General features: G+C 63.9%; 18 protein-coding genes. 14 read left to right on the forward strand and 4 right to left on the reverse strand.

Annotated elements, in window-relative coordinates; genetic code table 11:
* From RJ527_14600 to RJ527_14620, 5 genes are all read left to right on the forward strand, one after another.
* On the forward strand, nucleotides 1–2,076 hold the full coding sequence (locus tag RJ527_14600) for an acetate--CoA ligase family protein (protein ID WND75254.1): 2,076 nt from the start codon (nucleotides 1–3) through the stop codon (nucleotides 2,074–2,076).
* 161 nt (nucleotides 2,077–2,237) lie between these two features.
* Complete coding sequence (locus RJ527_14605) at nucleotides 2,238–2,558, forward strand: RidA family protein (GenBank protein WND78070.1); 321 nt, start codon at nucleotides 2,238–2,240, stop codon at nucleotides 2,556–2,558.
* Between the two features lie 33 nt (nucleotides 2,559–2,591).
* Nucleotides 2,592–3,857 carry an alkaline phosphatase family protein gene (locus RJ527_14610; protein ID WND75255.1) on the forward strand — a complete coding sequence of 422 codons (1,266 nt, stop codon included), beginning with the start codon at nucleotides 2,592–2,594 and terminating at the stop codon, nucleotides 3,855–3,857.
* A gap of 24 nt (nucleotides 3,858–3,881) precedes the next feature.
* On the forward strand, nucleotides 3,882–4,769 hold the full coding sequence (locus tag RJ527_14615) for an ABC transporter substrate-binding protein (GenBank protein WND75256.1): 888 nt from the start codon (nucleotides 3,882–3,884) through the stop codon (nucleotides 4,767–4,769).
* Nucleotides 4,770–4,791: 22 nt separating this feature from the next.
* Nucleotides 4,792–6,033 carry an MFS transporter gene (locus tag RJ527_14620; protein WND75257.1) on the forward strand — a complete coding sequence of 414 codons (1,242 nt, stop codon included), beginning with the start codon at nucleotides 4,792–4,794 and terminating at the stop codon, nucleotides 6,031–6,033.
* Between the two features lie 7 nt (nucleotides 6,034–6,040).
* On the opposite strand, the gene RJ527_14625 is transcribed toward RJ527_14620, so the two are convergent.
* Both RJ527_14625 and RJ527_14630 read right to left on the reverse strand, forming a co-directional pair.
* The gene (locus tag RJ527_14625; GenBank protein WND75258.1) at nucleotides 6,041–6,487 is read right to left on the reverse strand and encodes a host attachment protein; all 447 of its coding nucleotides are present in this window, start codon (nucleotides 6,485–6,487) and stop codon (nucleotides 6,041–6,043) included.
* 127 nt (nucleotides 6,488–6,614) lie between these two features.
* Nucleotides 6,615–6,911: a putative quinol monooxygenase gene (locus RJ527_14630; GenBank protein WND75259.1), complete on the reverse strand. Its 297-nt coding sequence runs from the start codon at nucleotides 6,909–6,911 to the stop codon at nucleotides 6,615–6,617.
* A gap of 144 nt (nucleotides 6,912–7,055) precedes the next feature.
* Here RJ527_14630 and rraA point away from each other — a divergent pair, with 144 nt between their 5' ends.
* Both rraA and RJ527_14640 read left to right on the forward strand, forming a co-directional pair.
* On the forward strand, nucleotides 7,056–7,544 hold the full coding sequence (gene rraA, locus RJ527_14635) for a ribonuclease E activity regulator RraA (GenBank protein ID WND75260.1): 489 nt from the start codon (nucleotides 7,056–7,058) through the stop codon (nucleotides 7,542–7,544).
* Nucleotides 7,537–8,643, forward strand: a complete 1,107-nt coding sequence (locus RJ527_14640; GenBank protein ID WND75261.1) for an alpha-hydroxy acid oxidase — start codon at nucleotides 7,537–7,539, stop codon at nucleotides 8,641–8,643. The genes rraA and RJ527_14640 overlap by 8 nt, the downstream gene beginning before the upstream one ends.
* A gap of 87 nt (nucleotides 8,644–8,730) precedes the next feature.
* On the opposite strand, the gene RJ527_14645 is transcribed toward RJ527_14640, so the two are convergent.
* Both RJ527_14645 and RJ527_14650 read right to left on the reverse strand, forming a co-directional pair.
* Nucleotides 8,731–9,615 carry an NAD(P)-dependent oxidoreductase gene (locus RJ527_14645; protein ID WND75262.1) on the reverse strand — a complete coding sequence of 295 codons (885 nt, stop codon included), beginning with the start codon at nucleotides 9,613–9,615 and terminating at the stop codon, nucleotides 8,731–8,733.
* 3 nt (nucleotides 9,616–9,618) lie between these two features.
* Nucleotides 9,619–10,041 carry a carboxymuconolactone decarboxylase family protein gene (locus tag RJ527_14650; GenBank protein WND75263.1) on the reverse strand — a complete coding sequence of 141 codons (423 nt, stop codon included), beginning with the start codon at nucleotides 10,039–10,041 and terminating at the stop codon, nucleotides 9,619–9,621.
* A gap of 336 nt (nucleotides 10,042–10,377) precedes the next feature.
* Between RJ527_14650 and RJ527_14655 the strand changes: the two genes are divergently transcribed.
* From RJ527_14655 to RJ527_14685, 7 genes are all read left to right on the forward strand, one after another.
* Nucleotides 10,378–11,292 carry an ABC transporter ATP-binding protein gene (locus tag RJ527_14655; GenBank protein WND75264.1) on the forward strand — a complete coding sequence of 305 codons (915 nt, stop codon included), beginning with the start codon at nucleotides 10,378–10,380 and terminating at the stop codon, nucleotides 11,290–11,292.
* Entirely contained in the window at nucleotides 11,289–12,326 is a 1,038-nt protein-coding gene (locus RJ527_14660; GenBank protein WND75265.1) for an ATP-binding cassette domain-containing protein, read from the forward strand. The genes RJ527_14655 and RJ527_14660 overlap by 4 nt, the downstream gene beginning before the upstream one ends.
* An 82-nt stretch (nucleotides 12,327–12,408) precedes the next feature.
* The gene (locus RJ527_14665) at nucleotides 12,409–14,025 is read left to right on the forward strand and encodes an ABC transporter substrate-binding protein (GenBank protein WND75266.1); all 1,617 of its coding nucleotides are present in this window, start codon (nucleotides 12,409–12,411) and stop codon (nucleotides 14,023–14,025) included.
* Between the two features lie 86 nt (nucleotides 14,026–14,111).
* Nucleotides 14,112–15,083 carry an ABC transporter permease gene (locus tag RJ527_14670; protein WND75267.1) on the forward strand — a complete coding sequence of 324 codons (972 nt, stop codon included), beginning with the start codon at nucleotides 14,112–14,114 and terminating at the stop codon, nucleotides 15,081–15,083.
* Between the two features lie 12 nt (nucleotides 15,084–15,095).
* Complete coding sequence (locus RJ527_14675) at nucleotides 15,096–15,995, forward strand: ABC transporter permease (GenBank protein WND75268.1); 900 nt, start codon at nucleotides 15,096–15,098, stop codon at nucleotides 15,993–15,995.
* An 83-nt stretch (nucleotides 15,996–16,078) separates the two neighbouring features.
* The gene (locus RJ527_14680; protein ID WND75269.1) at nucleotides 16,079–17,614 is read left to right on the forward strand and encodes a M81 family metallopeptidase; all 1,536 of its coding nucleotides are present in this window, start codon (nucleotides 16,079–16,081) and stop codon (nucleotides 17,612–17,614) included.
* A gap of 52 nt (nucleotides 17,615–17,666) precedes the next feature.
* Nucleotides 17,667–17,846 carry a hypothetical protein gene (locus RJ527_14685; protein ID WND75270.1) on the forward strand — a complete coding sequence of 60 codons (180 nt, stop codon included), beginning with the start codon at nucleotides 17,667–17,669 and terminating at the stop codon, nucleotides 17,844–17,846.
* Nucleotides 17,847–17,867 lie beyond the last annotated feature (21 nt).

Raw genomic sequence — 17,867 nt, forward strand, 5'->3', positions numbered from 1 at the left:
ATGGCCGATCACGCAACCCTGGTCCGGGCATTGTTCACGCCGCGCGCCGTGGCCCTGATCGGCGCCTCGGCGGACCCGACCAAGAATTCCGGCCGCCCGCAGCGGTTCCTGAAAGCCCACGGTTTCACCGGCGACGTCTATCCCATCAATCCGGGCCGCGACGAGGTTCAGGGCGTGCCCGCGTTCAAGTCCGTGGCTGACGTCCCGGGCCCGGTCGACCATGCCTTCGTCATGGTTCCGGCCAAGCATGTCGAGGACGCCATCCGCGATTGCGGCGCCAAGGGCGTGCCGGTCGCGACGATCTATTCCGACGGCTTCGCCGAAACCGGCGACGACGGCCGCAGGATGCAGGAACGCCTGGTCGCCACGGCGCGCAAGGCGGGCGTGCGGCTGATCGGCCCCAATTCCATGGGCGTCATTCATCCGGCGTCCGCGCTGACCCTGTCGGTCAACGCCGTCTTGGAAATGGAAGGGATCAAGCCGGGCGGTCTGTCCCTCATTTCCCAGAGCGGCACCATCCTGGGCACGCTGTTGTCGCGCGGTGCCGCGCGCGGCATCGGCTTCGCCCGCATGATCGGCGTCGGCAACGAAAGCGATCTGGGCGTGGGCGAACTGGTCGACCTGCTGGTCGACGATCCGAAAACCAAGGCCATCCTTCTGTTCATTGAGGCCGTGCGTGACGGCGCGGTCCTCGCCGCCGCCGCGCGCCGCGCGTTTGCAGCCGGCAAGCCGGTGATCGCCTACAAGCTTGGCCGCTCCGACGCGGGGCGCGAACTGGCGCTCAGCCACTCGGGCGCCATCGCCGGCCCGGCCAAGGCGGCGGACGCCTATTTCAAGGCCCACGCCATCGCCCGGGTCGAAATGCTCGAAGGCCTGTTGGAGGCGCCGCCCCTGTTCCTGGGCCACCCGCCCGCCAAGGGCAAGCGCGTCGCCGTCGTGACCACCACGGGCGGCGGGGCGGCCTCGGTCGCCGACCGTCTGGGCCTGCTGGGGGCGACCCTGGTGCCGGCACCCGACAGCGTGCGCGAAGCGCTGCGCGCCCACGGCCTGGAAATCGGACGCGGGCCGCTGGTCGACCTGACCATGGCGGGCACGCGGGAAGGGGTTTACGGCGCGGCCCTCGAACAGCTTCTGGCGGCGGACGAGATCGACGCCGTGGTCGCGGTCGTCGGCTCCTCGGGCCAGTTCAAGCCGGAATTGGCCGTGGCCCCCATCGTCGAACATGCGGCGGGGGCGTCCAAACCCGTCGCCGCCTTCATCGCGCCCCAGGCGGACAAGTCGCTGGCCCTGTTGCAGGACGCCGGGATCGCCAATTTCCGCACGCCCGAAGCCTGCGCCGACGCGGTCATGGCGTTCCTCAACCGCGCGGCCCCGCGCCCGTTGCCCGAGGTCGATGCCTACGCCAAGGAAAAGGCCGACGCCCTGGCGGCGCGCGCCCCATCAGCCCTGTTGAACGAGCGCGAGGCGTCCCTGGTGTTCGAGGCCCTGGGCCTGCCCATCGCGCCCGCCCAGGTGATCAAGTCGCCGGGCGAACCCATCGCCGTGCCGTTCCCGGTCGCGGTCAAGGTCCTGGCCCGTGACATTCAGCACAAGACCGAACGCGGCCTGGTGCGCCTCGGCATCGACACGCCCGAGGGCGTGTGGGACGCGGCGGAACAGCTTTTGAAAGCCGCCCCCGAGGCCGAGGGCATTCTGGTGCAGTCCATGGCCCAGGGCGTGATGGGCGAGGTCATCGCCGGATACCGCCTGGACCAGGAAGCCGGGCCCATCGTGCTGGTCGGCCCCGGCGGCGTGATGGCCGAGGTCTATGACGATGCCGCCGTGCGCACCGCACCCGTGGACGAGGCCGAGGCCATGGCCATGATCCGAGAGGTCAAGGGCCTGGCGCCGATCCGGGGATTTCGCGGCAAGCCGGCGGGCGATTTGAAGGCCCTGGCCAAGGCCGTGGCGGCGCTGTCCAACCTGGCGGTTCTCGACACGCCGGTGTTGGAGGCCGAGATCAATCCGCTGATGATCCGGGGTGAGGGGCAGGGCGTCGTCGCCGTCGACGCGCTGCTGCGGCTCAAGCCCCGCTAAGTCTGCCTTTAGCTAAGCTTGCTTTGAACGGTAACGGGATCGGCGTATCCTTGGCGGCATAACAACGCCGAACACGGCCGATTGGGACAGCATGTGCAGGGAGGCACCACCCCATGACACTTCAACAGAATCAAATTGAACGCCGCCACGCCAGTGCGCGCATGAGCCAGATCGCGGCCACCGCCGACACGGTCTATCTGGCGGGGCAGGTCGCCACGGGGGCGGCCCGGGGGGCCAGCGTCGCCGAGCAGACCCGCGAAATCCTGGGCAACATCGATGCCTATCTGGCCGAAATGGGCACCAATAAATCGCGGATATTGCAGGCGCAGATCTGGCTCAGCGACATGGCCTGTTTCGCCGAAATGAACGAGGTATGGGACGCCTGGGTCGATCCCAAGGCGACGCCCGTGCGGGCCTGCGTGCAGGCGGCCCTGGCCTCGCCCGACTGGAAGGTCGAGATCATGGTGACGGCGGCGCGCTGACGAATACGGACCAAGCAGGAAAGACACACCCACATGACCACAACAAAACGCGCGGTTGTCGTGATCTGCGACGGCCTGCGGGCCGACATGATCACCCCCGACTGGACCCCCAACCTGTGGCGGCTGAAGGAACGGTTCCGCAGCTTCGCCAATCACCGCAGCGTCTTTCCCTCGACCACGCGGACCAACGCGGCGTCCCTCGCCACCGGCTGCTATCCGGCCCGTCACGGCCTGGAAGGCAACGCCATGGCCCTGGAAGAGGACGGCCGGTTCGAGGTCTTGAGCGTCGGCCCCCCCGGGTTCCGCGACCGTCTGGAAAAGGCGCGGGGGCGGACCCTGACCATGCCGACCCTGGCCGAACGGGTGACCGGCGCCGGCGGCCGGGCGGTGGTCTATTCCAACGTGTCGCCGGGGGCGGCCATGTTCCACGACCCGGACGGCCACGGTTACATTTATCATCGTTCGTTCTCGCAAGGCCCCGGCCGCGCGGTGCTGGATCCGTTGGGGATCGAGCATACGGCGGCCGGCGACACGGTCCTGACCGACCGTTTCCTCGACGAGGTACTGGTCCCCGGCGGGCCGGAATACGCCCTGATCTGGCAGTGCGAACCGGACCATACCCAGCACGCGGTGAAACTGGGATCGCCCGAACATCTGGCGGTCATCGCCGCCGCCGACGCCAATGCCGGACGCATCGCCGACCGCATCGAGGAGATGGATCCGACGGGGGAAAACATCCTGCTTCTGGTGGGCTCCGACCACGGTCACGAGACGACGACCGAGATCGTCGACCTGGACGAGGTGCTGGTCGCGGCGGGCCTGAAGGACGGACCGGACAGCCGCGAGGTCGCCATCGCCCCTCAGGGTACCTCCGTGACGATCTATCTGGCGCCCGAGGCCATGGACCGGGAAGGGGCCATCGTCAATTTCCTGATGGGCCATCCGGCGGTCGGCGGCGTCGTCCACGGCGCGGATCTGGCGAAGCTGGGCATGCCCGTGGGCGAGGGCGTGCCGCGCATCGCCGTGACCGGCAATACGACCGACGCGGCGAACGAATTCGGGGTCAAGGGCGGCTCCGTCGCCTTCCAGGGCACGCTGAAGATTTCCAACAACCAGGGCTGCGGCCAGCACGGCGGCCTGGGTGCCTATGAACAAAGCCCCTTCGCCATGGCGCGGGGGCCGCTCTATGCAGGCGGCACGGAAAGCGGCGATCCGACCAGCACGGTCGATCTGGCGCCGACGATCCTGCGCCATCTGGGTTTGGACCACGCCGACATGGACGGCGCGCCGCTGCCCTGATCACCCAGCAAAAGGAACGCCCAGATGACCAAGATCAACATCCAGTTCTCGCGCTTTTCGGCGTTCTACACGCCGCTGATCGCGACCATGGCCGGGGGCTTCCTGACGGACGAGGGGTTGGAATACGACTGGTCCAAGGCGGCGAACAACGACGCGGCGTTGCAGAATTTGGCCGACGGCACGGTCGACGTCGCCCAGTCGGCGGTCGGTGTCAGTCTGATCCAACTGGCCCGGGGCGACCGGCCGGCGGCCCGCCATTTCGCCCAGATCAATGAACTGGACGGCTTCTTCATCGCCGGCCGCCACGCCGATCCCGAATTCCAATGGGCGCGGCTTGAGGGCGCGGACGTGCTGGTCGATCACGGGCTGCAACCCATGGCCATGTTCAAATATGCCTGCATGAAGGCGGGCATCGATTTCGACAAGCTGAACGTCATCGACGCGGGCGGCGGGGCCGACATGGAAAAGGCCTTCCGCGCCGGCACAGGCGCCTACGTTCACTTGCAGGGACCGGCGCCGCAGAACATGGAATACGACGGCGCGGGCTATGTGGTGGCCGAGGTCGGCCGGCCCATCGGGCCTTGTGCGTTCTCGTCCCTTGCGGCCATGCCGGAATGGCTGGCGACGGACGCGGCCAAGGCCTTCACACGCGCCTACACAAAGACGCGGGCCTGGATCAACCAGGTTTCGGCCGACGAGATCGCCGGCAAGGTCGCGGAATTCTTCCCCGAAACCCATGCCTCGGTCCTGGCCGAATGCATCGCCGCCTATCAGGGGCTCGGCAACTGGGCGCCACGGGTCGAGATCACGGAGCCTTCCCTTGCCGTGGCCCAGGACGTTTTCGTCCAGGCAGGACACATCAAGGAGCCTTATCCTTACGACCTGCTTTGCACCCGTCCCCCCGCCGTCTGACCCTGGGAATTCCCGCCCGCCCATGCCCGACACCACAGACCTGACCGGCGCGCCGCCGCCGCCGCCGCCCGATACGAGCGGCAAGAACCCCTGGAAGACGCGCCTGCCCATTCTGGTCGGCGCGCATGCGGTGGGCACGTCCAACAGCGTCGCGATCCTGTCCATGGCGCCGGTGATCTCGGCCGCCTTCGGGTTGTCGGCGACTCAGTTCGGGATTTTCGTGTCCTGCTATTACGGGGGACAGGCGGTCTGGTCCGTGCCGGCGGGCGGCGTCACCGACCGCCTGGGCGTGGGCTGGGCCCTCGTCATCGGCCACGCGATCATGGCGCTGGCGGCGGTCCTCATCAGCCAGGCGGCAACCTTCGACGTCTGCATGATCGCCGCCGCCTTCATGGGGGTCGGTTATTCGATGCTGAACCCCTCGACCGCGAAGGGCGTGTTCGAATGGTTTCCAGCCCATCGCCGGGGCGCGGCCATGGGCATCAAGCAGGTCGGCGTGCCGATCGGCGGGCTGGTCGGCGCCGCCTGCGGGTTTCTCGCCGCGACGACGGACTGGCAGGTTTTGATGCTGGGCGTGGCCGGGATCATCGCCGCGAACGGCCTGGCCTGCCTGACCCTGGTGCCGGTGTCGACCCGGGGCGCCGGGGCCGGCAAGAACATCGCCGCCGTGGTCAAGGACGGGCGGGTCAACGCCTTCGCCATCGGCGGCGGCGTCATCAACATGGGGCAGACCAATTTCTTCGGCTTTCTGACCCTGTTCCTGGCGGAAGCCGCGCGCATGGGACAGCAGACGGTGTCCACGGCCATGGCCGTGGCCCAGGCGTCGAGCGCCGTCGGCCGCATGGGTTGGGGCGCCGTTTCCGACAAGGCCTTCGGCGGCCGGCGCATCGTCACCATGATGGTGATCTGCACGGCGGCCATCGGGTTCCTGGCGATGATGCCCCTGGTGACGGAATCCTGGGGCATGGTGATGGGGTTCGGTCTCGCACTCTGCCTGGGCCTGACCATCGCATCCTTCGCGCCGGTGGCGCAGGCGATCCAGGTGGAAATGGTCGATCCGCACCTGGCCGGTTCCGCCGTCGGCTACAACATGCTGTGGACGCACGGCTGCGCGACCCTGGCCCCGGCGGTGTTCGGCTATGCCGTCGACCACTTCGGGGGGTTCACCAGCGGCTGGCTGGTCACGGCGGGCTGCGTCGCCGCCGGCACCGTGGTGATCTATATTCTGGTGAAGACCGGGCCGCGGCGGCGCAAGTACGCTTGATCGCGCATCATACGGCCAGCACGTCCCCGAGACGGTCGGCCAAATCCGCCTGCGACGCTTTCGTCAGATCCTCGTTGATTTCCGCGATGACCTTGGCGCGCACGTTGTCCGGCAGGGCCGTGCGCAATTCGCCCAGCGCCCGTGGCGGCGCGACCACGATCAGGCGGCTGAACGCCTTGGCGTGCGACGCGTCCGCGATCGCGTTGGCGACATTCTGCATGAATTGCCGGCCAGCCTCACGGTGAGGGTCGCTGCGCGCGCCGACGGATCGTTGGCTGCCGCCGGTCCCCGGCTTGCGGCCGGGGCGGTCGGTCATGATGTCGTGGCTGCGGTCGAGATGGGTGTCAAAAACGAAACCGTCGGCGGCGCGAATGCCGCGCCCCGGCCCGTCGTGGGCATAGGCGCGCGCCTGTTGATGGTCGGCGACGACGATCCAGGTAACGGTCTTTTTCATAAGTGTCCGGCCTCCCGCCTCATAGCTCGCGGACGTCACCGTCCGCGCAATGCATGAGAAATCTAGCCGGACAAAAGCAAGGCGGCATTGATCCGGGTCAACCGCAGCGCCCCCGCGCAGGAGCGTTCTAGATGTGGACGGTCGTCATTTCGATGTGGCGGTCGGCGATCAGGTCGGCGCCGGCGTCGCGGAATTTCAGGTAATGGGGTTCCTGGCGGTGGGAATCCAGCGCCGCCTCGTTGGTGTAGACTTCATAGAAGAAGAAGGTGTCCGGGTCGTCCTTGGCGGTCATGACGCGGAATTCGTGGCAGTTGGGTTCGTCCCGCATGGCGGCGACGGCGTTCTCCATGATGATCGGCATGAAGTCCTTGCCCTTGCCGGGTTTGCATTTGATGGTGACGATGATGGCGAATTTCGAGGCCATGTCGGGGGATCCTCCCTTGGGATGTCGGTTGAGAATTTCGTTGGGCGCCGCCCATTAGTGGGTGACAGATTGTGTACAATTTCCCAATATGCGCGCCATAACACAAGCAACAAGAACATCATTCCACCCGGAGGACTCCCAAACATGAGCGACAAGCCGCTTTATACGGCGGACCTGTGCGACGACCACCCGGACGTCCGCGTCTGTCAGTTGACGTTCATCGATTTCGCCAAGCGCAGCCATTTTCACGGCCAAATCACGACCTTTTCCACCTTCGAGGACAACAAGGGCATCCGCGAAATTCTGGCCGAGGGCGGCAAGGGCCGGGTGCTGGTGGTCGACGGCCGGGCGTCCCGCCGCCGCGCGCTGACCGGCGGCAACATCGCCGCCGAGGCGGAGCAGTACGGCTGGGAAGGTCTCGTCTACAACGGCTGTATCCGCGACCAGCACGAGTTCGTCGACCTGGACCTGGGGGTCAAGGCCATCGCCGCGACGCCCATGCGTCCGCGCGTCGACGGCATCGGCCTGCGCGACGTGGACCTGAATTTCGGCGGCATCGTGATCCGCCCCGGAGAATATCTGTACGCCGACAAGGACGGCGTCATCGTGTCGGAGAAGAAACTGCATGACTGACCAATCGAAAGAACTGCCGGACGCCGTCATCGAAAAATTCCAGGTGATGCATGAATTCGCCAAGGCAGCGAAAAAGAACCTGAACAAGAACATCTTCGACTACGTGTTCGGCGGGGCCGAGACCGAAACCACGGTCAAGCGCAACCGCATGGCCATCGAAACCTACGCCCTGCGCCCGCGCGTGATGCGCGACGTGTCGAAAATGGACGCGGGCAAGGACGTGTTCGGCATGCGGCTCAAGCTGCCGGTGTGCCTGGCGCCCATCGGGTCGTTGCAGCAGATCGCGGCCGGCGGCGGCGCCACGGCGGCCAAGGCCGCGGGACGGTTCGGCTGCGCGCATATGCTGTCGAGCGTATGCGAGCCCGGCATGGACGAGGTCGCCAAGGCGGCGCCGGATGCCTGCCGCGTGTTTCAGCTGTATGTGCGCGGCGACCACGACTGGGTCGACGACAAGGTCCGCCAGGCCCAGGACCTGGGCTACAAGGCCTTCGCCGTGACCATCGACCTGGACGCCTATTCGCGGCGTGAGCGCGACCTGTCCAAACGCTTCGTCACCGCCGGTCGTCAAGCCGCCGTGGGCGAAACCCATCAGGCCAAGTTCGACTGGTCCGACGTCGACCGCATCAAGAAGATCTGCAAGATCCCGTTCATCCTGAAGGGCATCGCCACGGCCGAGGATTCCAGGCTGGCGGTCGAACACGGTGTCGACGTGGTCTATGTGTCCAACCACGGCGGGCGGCAACTCGATCACGGGCGCGGCTCGCTCGACGTGCTGCCGGAGTGTGTGGACGCCGTGGCCGGCAAGGCCAAGGTCTGGGTCGACGGCGGCTTCACGCGCGGCACGGACGTGGTCAAGGCAATGGCCTTGGGGGCGGACATGGTCGGCCTCGGCCGCTTGCAGGCCCTGGCGCTGGCCGCCGGCGGCGAGGACGCCCTGGTGCGCATGCTGGACATCCTGGAACGCGAGGTGCAGATCGCCCTCATGCTGTCCGGGGTCACCGGCTGGGACGAACTGGGGCCTGAGTACGTGCACAAGGAATACCCGGCCTATCCGCCGCACCAGTTCTCGGCCTTCCCGCTGCTGGACGAGGGGTACTGACGGTCCCTGCGGAAATGACCTGAAACGACAAAAGGCCGGCCCCGAAGGGCCGGCCTTTCTGCTTTTGCCGTGAAGTCGGGAAGGGCGTCAGCCGATCTTCTTCTCGCCGCCGTCGCGGATGTACTTGTAGACGACGGTGAAGTCGGAGCCCGGCATGTCCTTCTCGCAGCCGTCGAAAATTTTCGAGACCAGCGTGGCGATGGCGTTGGGCGTGCCGGCCTTGTCCGAGTTTTCCCGGAACAGACGGACGTCCTTGGCCAGCAGCTTGGTGAAGAAGCCGGCGTTGAAGTTCTCCGTCATGATCTGATTGGGGAACTTGTCGAGGCTGGCCGTGTTCATGCCCGTGGACACGTTGACCACGTCGAGAATCGCCTTCATCTCGACCCCCTGGGACAGGCCGAACAGGACCGCTTCGGTGGTCGCCGTCGTCGCCGTGGCCGACAGAAAGTTGTTGAGCATCTTCACGACCTGGCCCTGGCCGGGCTTCTCGCCGACATGGAAGGGGTTCTTGGCGAAGGCCTTGAACACATCCAAATGGGCGTCGAACACGTCCTTCGGGCCCGAGCCCATGATCGCGATGGTGCCGGCGATCGCACCCTTGCGGCCGCCCGACACGGGCGCGTCGATATAGGTGATCTCGGCGTCGGTGAAGATCTTGTCGATGTCCTGGGCGGCGGCCAAGCCGATGGTCGACAGGTCGATCACGACCGAGGTCTTGCGGTCGTTGACCTGGACGATTTCCTTGGCGACCGACGTGCAGATGGGGCCGTCGGGCAGGGACAGGAATACCGTGTCCGCGTTGGCCAGAACGCCGGCCAGGCTGTCATGGGCGACGGCCTTTTCATGGGCCCGGTCCTTGGTGCCGGCGGCGTCGTAGACGTGGACCGGCAGGCCGGCCTTGGCGATGTTGTCGGCCATGGGGCCGCCCATTTGGCCCAGGCCGATGAAACCGTAGGTGCGTTGTTCAGCCATGCGTCAATCCTCCAGGTCGGTTTTGACGTCGATCTTGGAGATGTCGATGCCCTGTTCGTTGAACACCTCGCGGGCCAGGCGGAAGGCCTCGATGCCGGCGGGAATGCCGCAATAGACGGCGACCTGGGTGCAGATTTCACGAAGATCGGCAACGCTCAGGCCGTTGGTGATGGCGCCCCGGAAATGCAGCTTGAATTCATGCGGGCGGTTCAGGGCGGCCAGCATGCCGAGGTTGAGAATCGAGCGGTCGCGCTTGGACAGGATTCCTCGGCCCCAGCTGCCGCCCCAGCAGTATTCGGTCACGAATTCCTGGAAGCCGCGATTGAAATCATCGGCGCCGCCCATGGATTTATCCACATAGGCATCGCCCAGCACCTCGCGCCGGTATTTCATGCCCATGTCATGCATTTTCGTTGAATTGGCCATTTTGGATGGTCTCCCTCGGGTGTTGAAAGTGTCACTTTGTATACATTCCTGATGAGGGGGCATATACCAGAACGGTTGCGGGGCAAGGCAAATTTTTTGGTTCGGTCAAAAAACAGCCTTGGGAAATCTTCGTGTGAAAAGCCAAAATTGAGTTGTGAACCCGTTGACAACGGCATGGGGGGCTTCTAGGTTTCCCCCCTAACCCAGGGAGAAAAATAAGAAACTCCCGCATCAAAAACAGTGGGAAGGAAACATTCTGTGGGGGCACTCCTCGAGATTGATAATCTCCAGACGCATTTCTTTACGTCTGGGGGAACCGTTAAAGCTGTTGACGGCGTGTCATACGACGTCAACGCCGGTGAAACCGTCGCCGTTGTGGGTGAGTCCGGTTCGGGCAAGTCCGTTACCGCGCTCAGCATTCTGCGTTTGATCCCGAAGCCGCCCGGCGAAATCGTCGGTGGTGAAATCCGTTTCCAAGGTAAGAACCTGGCGTTCTGCACCGAGGACGAGATTCGGGAAATCCGCGGCCGCGACATTTCCATGATCTTCCAAGAGCCGATGACGTCGCTGAACCCGGTTCTGTCGATCGGCTTGCAGTTGACCGAGCCCATGATGGCGCATTTGAAGATGTCCGAGGCGGAAGCCAAGGAACGCGCGGTCAAGCTTCTGGAACTGGTCGGCATCAACGAACCGCGCCGTCGTATCGAGCAGTATCCGCACCATCTGTCGGGCGGCATGCGTCAACGCGTCATGATCGCCATGTCGCTGGCGTGTGAGCCGAAGTTGATCATCGCCGATGAGCCGACGACGGCTCTCGACGTGACCATTCAGGCGCAGATTCTGGAACTGATGAAGAACCTGACCCGCGAAATGAACGTGGCGATGATCATCATCACCCATAACCTGGGTGTGGTTGCGCGCTATGCGGACCGGGTCAACGTCATGTATGCGGGGCGCATCGTCGAAACGGGCAATGCGTCGGACATCTATCATCGCCCGCGTCATCCCTACACCCTTGCGCTGCTCAAGTCCGTGCCGCGCATGGACCGTCCGCGCCAGGCCAAGCTTGATCCCGTCGATGGGCAGCCGCCGGATCTCACCCGCCTGGACGGCGGTTGTTCGTTCCGGCCGCGCTGCAAGTTCGCCATCGACAAGTGCAAGGAATCGTACCCGCCGCTTGAGGAAATGGGTGACAAGCACTTCAGCGCATGTTTCCGGTCTAAAGAAAGTTTGGCGGAGATCGAACTATGAATGAAGCCCAGACACAGGCCGGCGCGGATTACGGCTCTCAGTTCCGCGGTCAGGTTTCCGATGAGGTCCTGATTACGGTGAAGAACCTGAAGATGCACTTCCCGATCACGGAAGGCATCATCGTTCCGCGCAAGGTGGCCGACGTGAAGGCGGTCGACGGCGTCGACTTCTACATCCGCAAGGGCGAGACCCTGGGTCTCGTCGGTGAATCCGGCTGCGGCAAGACGACCACGGGGCGTTGCATTCTGCGTCTCGAGGATCCGACGGCCGGCGAAATCATCTACGACGGCAAGGATATCTGTCAGCTCAACAACAAAGACCTGATCGACGTCCGTAAGAAGATCCAGGTGATTTTCCAGGATCCGTACAGTTCGTTGAACCCGCGCATGAAGATCGGCGAGATCATCGGCGAGCCGCTGAAGGTTCACGGCATCATTCCCGATGAGGCCAAGCGCCGCGAGCGCATCGGCTATCTTCTGGGACGTTGCGGCCTGCATCCGGATTTCGCCGACCGTTATCCCCACGAAATGTCGGGCGGTCAGCGTCAGCGCGTGGGCATCGCCCGTGCGCTTGCGATGGAGCCGGAATTCATCATCTGCGACGAAGCCGTTTCGGCGCTCGACGTGTCGATTCAGGCGCAGGTGATCAACCTTTTGGAAGAGCTGCGCGACGAGTTCAAGCTGACCTATCTGTTCATCAGCCATGACCTCTCCGTTGTTCGTCACATCTGCCACCGGGTCGCTGTCATGTACCTGGGCCATATGGTGGAACTGGCCGACTGCGACGAACTGTTCGACCATCCCCTGCATCCCTATTCGCAGGCGCTACTGGCTGCGGTGCCGATCCCCGATCCGGACCTGGAAAAGACCCGCGCGCACACGATCATCAAGGGAGAAATCCCCAGCCCGATTAACCCTCCGTCGGGCTGCGTTTTTCACCCCCGCTGTCCTTTAGCTGTGGACTCGTGTAGCCAAAATATTCCAGACTTCAGAGAAGTGCGACCTGGCCATTGGGTGGCCTGCACGGAGGTGTGATCTCCCCCTTTTCAGGGAGGACACAAAAGAGTGGGGAGTGATCGAACATTCCTCGAACCATAAATGGGTAAGGAGACTTCACATGAGTAAATACGCACGTTTCGCGTTGGCGCTCGCGGTGGGCACTGGGCTCGCCATGGGTGCGACCGGACCGGCAAAGGCAGAGACGCCTAAGAAGGGGGGGACCCTCTCTTACATCGTCGCTGCCGAAGCACCGTCCTACGATCTGCACAAGGAATCGACCTTCGCGGCGGTTCACCCGATCCGGCCGTTCTACAGCCTGCTGATTCGGGTCAACCCGGAAAACCCGCAGTCGCCGACGGACTTCCAGTGCGACATTTGTGTCGGCGAAGTGCCGAAGCCGACCGATGGCGGCAAAACCTACACCTTCAAGATCAAGAAGGGCGTCAAGTTCCACGACGGTCAGGTCATGACCGCCCACGACGTGGTTGCCACCTACAATAAGATCGCCTTCCCGCCGGAAGGTGTCGCGTCGGTGCGCAAGGCCTTCTTCAAGATGCTCGACAGCGTTACCGCGCCGGACGATGAAACCGTCGTCTTCAAGCTGAAATTCGCGACCGGCTCGTTCTTGCCGGTTCTGGCCAACCCCATGAGCCCGATCTATTCCGCCAAGGACCTCAAGGAACACGGCTACGACTGGCATGAAAAGAACGTGAACGGCACCGGCGCCTTCAAGTTCAAGGAAGCCGTCGCGGGTTCGCACGTCGATGGCGTGCGGTTCGACGATTTCCACATGAAGGGCAAGCCCTACCTGGATGGGTTCCGGGCGCTGATCTCGCGCAAAATGGCCATCCGCGTTCAGGCCATCCGTGGCGACCGTGCGGCCATCGAATTCCGTGGTTTCCCGCCGAAACAGCGCGACGATCTGGTCGCGGCGCTGGGCAAGGACATCACGGTCCAGGAAAGCGACTGGAACTGCGTGCTTCTTTACACGCCGAACCATGGTCGTCCGATCATGCAGGACCCGCGCGTCCGTCAGGCTCTGACCCTCGCCGTTGATCGGTGGGGCGGCTCCCAGCACCTGAGCCGTATCGCCATCGTCAAGACCGTCGGCGGCATCGGCTTCCCGGGGCACCCCCTGTCGGCCACCAAGGCTGAACTGGTTCCCCTGAACGGCTACGGCACGGACCTGAAGGCCGCTCGTGAAAAGGCCAAGAAGCTGCTTGCCGAAGCCGGCAAGTCGGACCTCAAGTTCGAGCTGATGAACCGCGGCACCGACCAGCCGTACAAGATCGTCGGCACCTGGCTGATCGGCCAGTGGCGTCAGATCGGTCTGGAAGTGACCCAGCGGGTCGAGCCGACCAAGACCTTCTACAATGAACTCCGCAACACGAAGAACTTCGACGTGTCGCTGGACTTCAACTGTCAGTCGGTCGTTAACCCGCTTGTCGACGTTTCCAAGTTCATCGGGTCTGCCGGCAACAACTACGCCAACATGAAGGGCCAGGACCAGCAGCTCGAAGAAGTCTACGAGCAGATGCTGCAGGCGCCGGAAGAAGCCAAACAGCGTGAGCTGATGCGCGTCATGGAAAAGCGGGCTCTGTCCGACCAGGCGCACATGGGTGTCACCCTGTGGTGGTACAAGATCAACCCGCACCGTTCCTATGTGAAGGGCTGGAAGATCGCGCCGTCGCACTACCTGAACCAGAGCCTCGATCAGGTCTGGCTCGACAAGTAGAGTTGCGCCTGACGCAGCCTTAACAAAAACCGGGGATCGCCCGCCGCCGGATCGGCGGCGGGCGATCAACCCCGATAGAGGAAGACATGGGTAAGTATATCCTTAAGCGTCTGATCGCGATGATTCCGACCCTGCTCGGGGCCGCGGTTCTGGTTTTCTTTTTGCTGCGCTTGGCGCCCGGCGACATCTGTGAGGTGCGCCTGCTTGGCACCGGCGCCACGGTGGCCCAGGAGCAGATCGACATCTGCCGCGAAGGCCTGGGGCTGGACAAACCGCAGATCGTTCAGTTCTTCGATTTCGTCTGGGGCTATTTCATCTTTGATCTTGGCACCTCCATGTGGACGGGCCAGCCGGTTACCCATGAAATCGCCATCCGCTTCGAATTGTCCCTGCAGTTGGCTGTCATGGCGACCATCGTCGCCACGATTATCGCCATTCCGCTGGGCATCATCTCGGCCGTGAAGCAGAACACGCTCATCGATTACTTCGTGCGCGGATTTGCCATCGCCGGTATCGCCATTCCCTCATTCTGGCTCGGCCTGATGATTATTCTCGGGCTTCTTGTGTTCAGCCAGGCCTGGTTCGGCGAACCTTGGATGCCTCCAATCATGTTCAAGTCGATCTGGGAAGACCCTGCACACAATCTGTCCCAGTTGATGTGGCCCGCCGTTGCGACCGGCTACCGTTATTCCGCCGTCGCCGCCCGCATGACGCGTTCAGCCATGCTTGAGGTTCTGCGCGAGGACTACGTCCGCACCGCACGGGCCAAAGGGATGGTGGAAAAGATCGTCATCAACCGCCACGCGCTGAAAAACGCGTTGTTGCCGGTGGTTACCATTCTGGCGCTCGAGTTCGCGTTCCTGATGGGCGGGTTGGTCGTGACCGAACAGGTGTTCAACCTGAACGGTCTGGGCAACCTGATGGTCGACGGCGTCGAACACCATGACTTCACGATGACCCAGAACCTGGTGATGCTCGTCGTCATCGTGTTCGTCATCACCAACCTTATTACCGACTTGGCCTATGCGTGGCTCGACCCGCGCATTCGCTACTCGTGACGGGATATAACGATGGTTACCGTTTCTGAAATACAAACCGAAGCCCAGTTCGAGGAAGTCGCGCCGAAAAAGCCGTGGTCGCAGGTGATGCTTGAACTGTGCCGCAAGCAACCCCTCGGCGTGTTCGGTCTGGCGATTGTCTTCGTGATGATCGCTGCTGCGATCCTGGCCGAAGTCGTCGCGCCGAATGATCCCCTCCAGGAACATTTCGACGCCATGCTGGCGGCGCCGAGCGCCGAATACCTGCTCGGCACGGATGAATTCGGCCGCGACATCCTGACCCGGCTCATCTACGGGTCGCGTACGGCTCTTCTGGTCGGCTTTGTTTGCGCCATCGTGGGTGCGACGGGCGGGCTTGTCCTTGGGGTTGCCAGTGCCTATTTCGGCGGCCTGTTCGATCTGATCCTTCAGCGTATTCTGGACGTGTTCATGGCGTTCCCGCTGATCATTCTGGCCCTGGCGGTCGTCGCCACTCTCGGGCCGGGGATCGAGAACGTGATGATCGCGATCATCCTGCCATTCGTGCCGCAATGCGCGCGCGTGGTGCGGTCCAATGCCTTGGCCATCCGCGAAATTCCCTATGTGGATGCGGCCCGTGCGCTGGGCTTCAGTGATGCTCGTATCATCCTGCGGCACATGGTGCCGAACGTCATGGCGCCCTACCTGATCATGCTGACCACGTTCCTCGGTCAGGCGATCTTGCTGGAAGCCTCCCTGTCGTTCCTGGGGCTGGGCGTGCAGGATCCGACCCCGGCTTGGGGCCTGATGCTCAGCAACGCGTCCGAGTTCTTCGAGGGTGCGCCCTGGGTTGCCGTCTATCCCGGTATCGCGATTTCCCTCAGCGTGTTCGGATTCAACCTGTTCGGGGATTCCGTACGCGATGTTCTGGACCCGAAAATGCGTTCGCGCTAAGGGGTAGGAACGTACCTACGTTAACGGAAAGGGCGGCTTCGGCCGCCCTTTCCATTGGGGCCGCCGCATAAGGACCACAGACCATGACCAAACGTATCGCCATCCTCGGTTTCCTTCTTGAAAGCAACGCCTTTGCTCCGGTGACCACGCGAGCCGATTACGAACGGCGTTGCCTGATTGCCGGCGCGGATATCCTGGCCGAGTTGGCGGCCCCCAATCCGCGCCTGCCCTTGGAGGTCAATGCCTTCTGCCAACAGATGGAGAAACTGCATCCCGACGCCTGGGAAATGGTGCCGATCCTGGTCGGCGACGCTGAGCCGGGCGGCCCGGTGGAGAGGGGGTTCTTTGACTGGTTCGTTGCCGAGGTCGAGACACGTCTGAAGGCGGCAGGTCCCCTCGACGGGGTTTATATCGTCAGCCACGGTGCCATGCGGGCGGAACATGAAACCGACCCGGACGGGCTGCTGTATGGCCGCGTGCGGAACATCGTCGGGCCGGAAGTGCCGGTGATTGCGACCCTCGACCTGCACACCAACGTGTCCCAGGCCATGGCCGACCATGCGGACGTGCTGATCGCCTATCTGACCAACCCGCACGTCGACCAGCGTGAGCGCGCGGCGGAGGCCGCCCGGACCATGGATGAAATGTTCCAGGGCATGCGCCCGCAGACCGCCTTCGTGAAGGTGCCGATCGCCGCCCCCTCGGTGGTGTTGTTGACGGCGACCGGCCCCTATGCCGACATCATCAACGCCGGGCAGGAAGCCCAGGCTAAATCGAACGGCGCGATCCTCAACGTTTCCGTCGCCGCCGGGTTCATCTATTCGGACAGCCCCAAATGCGGCATGTCGGTGATCGTCACGGCGCGGAACGATATCGCGCCCGCGCGCAAACTCGCGGGCGACCTCGCGCGCCGGCTTTGGGCCGATCATGAACGTTATCAAAAATCCCTGACACCGCTGGCGGATGCCGTGGCCATGGCGGTGGCGAACGGCCGGGACGCCAAACGGCCGGCCCAAATTCTGGCCGATGTCGCCGACAACCCCGGCGGCGGCGGCACGGGCAGCACGATCTACCTGCTGAAGGGCCTGGTCGAGGCCGGGGCCGAAGGCGTGGTCATGGGGGTCGTCATCGACGGGGGGGTGGCGGCCGACGCCCACGCGGCGGGCGAGGGGGCGGAGATCACGGCCCGCTTCAACCGGGCGCCCCGGACGGATTTCGAACAGGCCTTTGAAGTCAAAGCCAAGGTCCTGAAACTGACCGACGGCGCCTTCGTCGGGCGCCGCGGTATCCTGCGCGGCCGGTCCCTTTCCGTAGGTCCGGCGGCCTTGCTGGAGATCGGCGGCATCCGTGTCGCCGTGGCCACGCACCGCAAGCAATGCGCCGACCCTGCCATGCTGGAAATGTTCGGTGTCGACATCGCCCAAGTGCGCACGGTCATCGTCAAATCACGTGGCCATTTCCGCGCCGGGTTCGACGAATTCTTTCCGCCGGAAAACGTCTACGAGGTCGATTGCCCGGGCCTGACGTCGCCCGTGTTCACCAATTTCACCTGGGGGCAACTGTGCCGTCCGGTGTTTCCGCTCGACCAGGACACCACCTGGACGCCACCGGCGTGGTGACAGAATCGCCCCGGAAGCGTATCATCCCCGGGCAATCCGCAAGGAGGGTGCCATGTCCCGTTTCGCTGCTTTGTTGTTGAGCCTGCTGCTGGTGACAGCGCCGCTGTCCGCCCTGGCCGGCGACGACGACGCTTCGGCGTCGGGCACGGCGGCGGACATTCAGGGCTACATTTCCGCCATCACCGGGGTTTCGACCAGAACCCCCACAGTTGTTACGAAGCTGACGACATAAAACAAGATCAGCCGGACTTGG

This window comes from Thalassospiraceae bacterium LMO-SO8 (genome assembly GCA_031655335.1).
Lineage (GTDB): Bacteria > Pseudomonadota > Alphaproteobacteria > Rhodospirillales > Casp-alpha2 > UBA1479.